Source organism: Mesorhizobium sp. M7A.F.Ca.US.005.03.2.1 (genome assembly GCF_003997795.1).
Lineage (GTDB): Bacteria > Pseudomonadota > Alphaproteobacteria > Rhizobiales > Rhizobiaceae > Mesorhizobium > Mesorhizobium ciceri.
Map to the genome: position 1 here is coordinate 1 of NZ_RZRP01000466.1, position 4,951 is coordinate 4,951.

At 64.3% G+C, this 4,951-nt stretch carries 6 protein-coding genes; 5 read left to right on the forward strand and 1 reads right to left on the reverse strand.

The features are described from left to right. Positions 1-36: 36 nt before the first annotated feature. The 5 genes from EN991_RS23120 (at position 37) to EN991_RS23140 (ending at position 4,218) form a co-directional block, all read left to right on the forward strand. Positions 37-705, forward strand: a complete 669-nt coding sequence (locus EN991_RS23120) for a CvpA family protein (protein WP_013532527.1) — start codon at positions 37-39, stop codon at positions 703-705. A 105-nt stretch (positions 706-810) separates the two neighbouring features. After that, positions 811-2,280, forward strand: coding sequence for an amidophosphoribosyltransferase (gene purF, locus EN991_RS23125; protein WP_013532528.1), 1,470 nt, complete (start codon positions 811-813; stop codon positions 2,278-2,280). A gap of 43 nt (positions 2,281-2,323) precedes the next feature. Continuing rightward, positions 2,324-3,064, forward strand: a complete 741-nt coding sequence (locus tag EN991_RS23130; RefSeq protein ID WP_127369620.1) for an SDR family NAD(P)-dependent oxidoreductase — start codon at positions 2,324-2,326, stop codon at positions 3,062-3,064. Between the two features lie 134 nt (positions 3,065-3,198). Beyond that, on the forward strand, positions 3,199-3,828 hold the full coding sequence (locus EN991_RS23135; RefSeq protein WP_013532530.1) for a hypothetical protein: 630 nt from the start codon (positions 3,199-3,201) through the stop codon (positions 3,826-3,828). A gap of 168 nt (positions 3,829-3,996) precedes the next feature. After that, on the forward strand, positions 3,997-4,218 hold the full coding sequence (locus EN991_RS23140; RefSeq protein ID WP_013532531.1) for a hypothetical protein: 222 nt from the start codon (positions 3,997-3,999) through the stop codon (positions 4,216-4,218). Positions 4,219-4,221: 3 nt separating this feature from the next. Here EN991_RS23140 and EN991_RS23145 read toward each other — a convergent pair whose 3' ends face one another. After that, complete coding sequence (locus tag EN991_RS23145; RefSeq protein WP_027162698.1) at positions 4,222-4,728, reverse strand: OsmC family protein; 507 nt, start codon at positions 4,726-4,728, stop codon at positions 4,222-4,224. Positions 4,729-4,951 lie beyond the last annotated feature (223 nt).

The following is a 4,951-nucleotide window of genomic DNA, read 5'->3' on the forward strand; positions in this document are numbered from 1 at the left end:
GCGCTATAATGCGGCTCATGGAGTGGGGCGAAAGACATGCCGATTACGCTGCTTGACGGAATTCTCGTCGGCTTCACTCTGGTCTCGGCGATGCTCGCCATGGTTCGCGGCTTCTCGCGCGAAGTCCTGTCCGTCGTCTCCTGGGCAGCGGCGGCAGCGGCGGCGTTCTTCTTCTACAAGCCGGTCGTGCCTTACCTCGCTCCCTACATCGAGAATGAAAAGGTGGCCATGGCGGCCGCCGCCGGCGTGGTTTTCATCATCGCGCTGATCGTCGTCTCGGTCATCACCATGAAGCTCGCCGACTGGATCATCGATTCCCGGATCGGCGCACTCGACCGGACGCTGGGTTTCCTTTACGGCGCCGCGCGCGGCATCCTGGTCGTTGCCGTCGCCCTGCTGTTCTTCAACTGGCTGGCCGGCGCCAAGGCGCCAGCCTGGGTCACCGAGGCCAAGTCGCGGCCGCTGCTCGAACAAATCGGCGCCAAGCTCGAAAGCCTGCTGCCCGAGGATCCGGAAAACGCGATCCTCAAGAAGCTCAATCCGAATCAGCCGGCCGCCGAGACGCCAGCTGCTCCGGACGCACCGGCGGCGGATGCTCCGGCGGGCGGCGACGATACCAACACGCCGGCGCCTGACGACAATGACGCAACACCACCGGCGAACAACGCCCCGGCCGCTCCGGCACCGGCGGCACCGGCAAACTGACGCCGAAAAACGGCGTCAGGATCTGACGATGGTGTGAACGACTGCACGGCCCGCGTTGCTTTCGGCGCGAACCCGCATTATATGGCGATTTTAGCGGAGCTTAAGATGGCAGACGCAGACGACGTGCTTTCCGCCGAGGCCGACGACCATTTCCACGACGAATGCGGTGTGTTCGGCATTTTCGGCCGGCAGGACGCTGCGGCCATCGTTACATTGGGCCTGCATGCGCTGCAGCATCGCGGCCAGGAAGCGGCCGGCATCGTTTCCTATGACGGCAGCCAGTTCCATGTCGAACGCCATGTCGGCCTGATCGGCGACACCTTCACCAAGCAGCGCGTCATCGACAGCCTGCAAGGCAACCGCGCCATTGGCCATACGCGCTACGCCACCACGGGCGGCGCCGGCATGCGCAACATCCAGCCCTTTTTCGCCGAATTGGCCGATGGCGGTTTCGCCGTCGCCCACAACGGCAATCTGACCAACGCCATGACCGTGCAGCGCGCGCTGCAGAAGCAAGGCGCGATCTTCTCCTCCACCTCCGATACCGAGACGCTTTTGCACCTCGTCGCCACCAGCAAGGAGCGCGATTTGAACTCGCGTTTCATCGATGCGGTGCGGCAGGTCGAGGGCGCTTTTTCCCTGGTGGCGATGACGGCCAAGAAGATGATCGGCTGCCGCGATCCGCTCGGCATCCGGCCGCTGGTGCTGGGCGATCTCGACGGCGCCTGGATCCTGGCCTCCGAAACCTGCGCGCTCGACATCATCGGTGCGCGTTTCGTGCGCGACCTGAAGCCCGGCGAGATGGTCGTCGTCACGTCCAAGGGCATCGAGAGCCTGTTCCCCTTCGAGCCGCAGAAGACCCGCTTCTGCATCTTCGAATATGTCTATTTCGCGCGGCCGGATTCCTCGGTCGAAGGCCGCAACGTCTATGAGGTGCGCAAGCGTATCGGCGCCGAGCTGGCGGTCGAAAGCCCGGTCGAGGCCGACATCGTCGTGCCGGTGCCGGACTCGGGCACGCCGGCGGCGATCGGCTTCAGCCAGGCGGCCGGCATTCCCTTCGAGCTCGGCATCATCCGCAATCATTATGTCGGCCGCACCTTCATCCAGCCGGGCGATTCGATCCGCCATATGGGCGTCAAGCTGAAGCACAATGCCAACCGCCGCATGATCGAAGGCAAGCGCGTGGTGCTGGTCGACGACAGCATCGTGCGCGGCACCACCAGCCAGAAGATCGTGCAGATGGTGCGCGACGCCGGCGCCAAGGAGGTGCATATGCGCATCGCCTCACCGCCGACACGCGCCTCCTGCTTCTACGGTGTCGACACGCCGGAGAAATCGAAGCTCCTGGCATCGCGCATGTCGATCGAGGAGATGGCCGAGTTCATTCGCGTCGATTCGCTTGGCTTCCTCACCATTGACGGGCTCTACCGCGCGGTCGGCGAGGCCAGCCGCGACAACGACCAGCCGCAATTCTGCGATGCCTGCTTCACCGGCCAGTACCCGACCCGCCTGCTCGACTTCGAAGGCCACGACAATGTGCGCACGCTGTCGCTGCTGGCGACAAGCGGGACGTAGGCCGGACCGCCATCAGCGTTAGTCAATTCCCGGAATCCATCGCATGACCCTCGACCTTTCCGGCCGCGTTGCGGTCGTCACCGGCGCCTCGCGCGGCATCGGCTATTTCATCGCCAAGGAATTGGCTGCCGCCGGCGCGCATGTCATTGCGGTGGCTCGTACTGTCGGCGGGCTGGAAGAGCTCGACGACCAGATCAAGGCGGCCGGCGGCCAGGCGACACTGGTGCCGCTCGACCTCGCCGACATGGCCGGCATCGACCGCCTGGGCGGCGCCATCCACGAACGCTGGGGCAAGCTCGACATTCTCGTCGCCAATGCCGGCGTGCTCGGCGTCATCTCGCCGATCGGTCATGTCGAAGCAAAAACCTTCGAGAAGGTGATGACCATCAACGTCACCTCGACCTGGCGGCTGATCCGCTCGGTCGACCCTCTGCTGCGGCTCTCCGATGCTGGCCGCGCGATCATCCTGTCTTCCAACGCCGCGCACTCGGCGCGCGCCTTCTGGGCACCCTACGCGGCATCCAAGGCCGCGGTGGAGACGATGATGCGCTCCTGGGCGCATGAGACGCAGAGCCTGCCGCTCAGGGTGAACGCCGCTGACCCCGGCGCCACCCGCACCGCCATGCGGGCCCAGGCAGTGCCGGGCGAAGATCCCGAGACGTTGCCGCATCCCTCCGAGATCGCCAAGCGGATCGTGCCGCTGGCCAGCCCGGGGCTGAAAGAGACCGGATTGATCTTCCAGGCCAAGCACAATCGCTTCGTCGCCTATAGGCAGCCGGAATAAAACTTGAGCCTTTTTTTGACGCATGTCGGTTTCCCAAAAACCGCTGCGCACTTTTAAGCGACATGCGTAGGGATTAAACAGGCCTCCGGAAACGTTTCTTCGACGTAGTCGAAGCCCAAACCGGAGGAACCACCATGCGCAAACTGCTTCTCGCCACCGCGGCCATCCTGATCGCAGCCGCGGGCGCCGCTTACTCGCAAGATGCCAAGATGAGCTTCTTCGTCACCAGTGTCGGTTCCGGCAAGGGTGCCGACCTCGGCGGCCTCAAGGGTGCCGACGCGCATTGCGCATCGCTGGCGGAAGCCGCCGGCGTCACCGGCAAGAGTTGGGCTGCCTATCTGTCGACCAGCGACACTGACGCCCGCGACCGCATCGGCAAGGGGCCGTGGGTGAACGCCAAGGGCGTCAAGATCGCTGACGACGTCGCCTCGTTGCACAGCGATGCCAACGGCATCACCAAGCAGACGGCGCTCAACGAGAAAGGCGAAGTGGTCAACGGCCGCGGTGACACGCCGAACCGCCACGACGTGCTGACCGGCTCCAAGCCCGACGGCACCAAGATCGCCGACCAGACCTGCGGCGACTGGACGATGAGCGGGGCGGAAGGCGCCGCGATGATGGGCCATCACGACCGTACCGGCCTCGACGATTCGGCAGCCGCCAAATCCTGGAATTCCTCGCACGCCTCGCGCGGCGGCTGCAGCCAAGAGGCGCTGAAGGGCACCGGGGGCGATGGCTTGTTCTATTGTTTTGCCACCAACTGAGCCGATTGCGCTTCGAAATCGGGCTGGGAAACCCGCCGTCACATCACGCGGCTGTGATTTGGCGGCGGGAAGCTGTGCGGCGGTCATGCTTTCGTCATTTCCTTGGAGTTGGTAGGGTCACCGCGACTCCCACAACAAGCGCCCAACTGGCAGAACAAGGAAATCCCCATGGCTACGACCGCAGCAGCGTTGGTCTGGTATCTGGTAATCGCCGGTCCGCAAGGCGGCATGGTCGTGCTGCCCAGCACCTTCGACAAGCGCGAACAATGCACCGCCGCCATCACCGAATATCAGAAGCAGCCGACACCGGCCGGCTGGTCGGTGCAATGCGTGCCGAGCGCCTCGCCCTTCACCGACGAGGGTGACGCCGAAGAACCGTCAGCACAGTAGGCGTCAGCGGCGTGCGCTGACCGTCAGTTCCGGCTTCTGGCTGATGGTCTGGAATACCACGCAATAACGCTCGGTCAGCTTCAGCAGCGAGTCTATCCGCTCCTGCGGCTCATCGGTGTCGAGGTTGAAATTGAGCCGGATGGCGCGAAAGCCGACCGGCGCATCCTTGGCGACACCGAGCGTGCCGCGAAAATCGAGATCGCCTTCAGCCTCCACCGTGGCGGCGCCGAGTTTGAACTCGAGCGCCGTCGCCACCGCCTTCAGCGTCACCCCGGCGCAGGCGACCAACGCCTCCAGCAGCATGTCGCCCGAGCAGAGCTCAAGGCCTGAGCCGCCTGTTGCCGGATGCAGGCCGGCGATGGCGAGCGCCCTGCCCGTCTCCACCTTGCAGGCAACCGACTGGTCGTCGATCGAGCCCTTGGCGCGAAGCGTGATCATGGCCTGCGAAGCGTCGTCACGATAGGCCTGCTTCAGCGGCGCCTGCATGGCCTTCAGTTCGGTCGCATCCATCCGCTTTCCCCTTTCGTCGACTGCTTGCGTCACCGGCATGCGCCGTCCGGTCAAGATTTGCGCCGATCACCTTGGGAAGGCAATGCCATTCCGCAACAGGTGCCAGCCGCCTACACCGATATCCCAAATGGGACATTGACGGACAAGGTCCCAAAAAAGTCTGATCCGGGCAAGTCATCACTCCATTTCCCGGCGGTCCCCGATGCCTCGAACCCTCTCGACA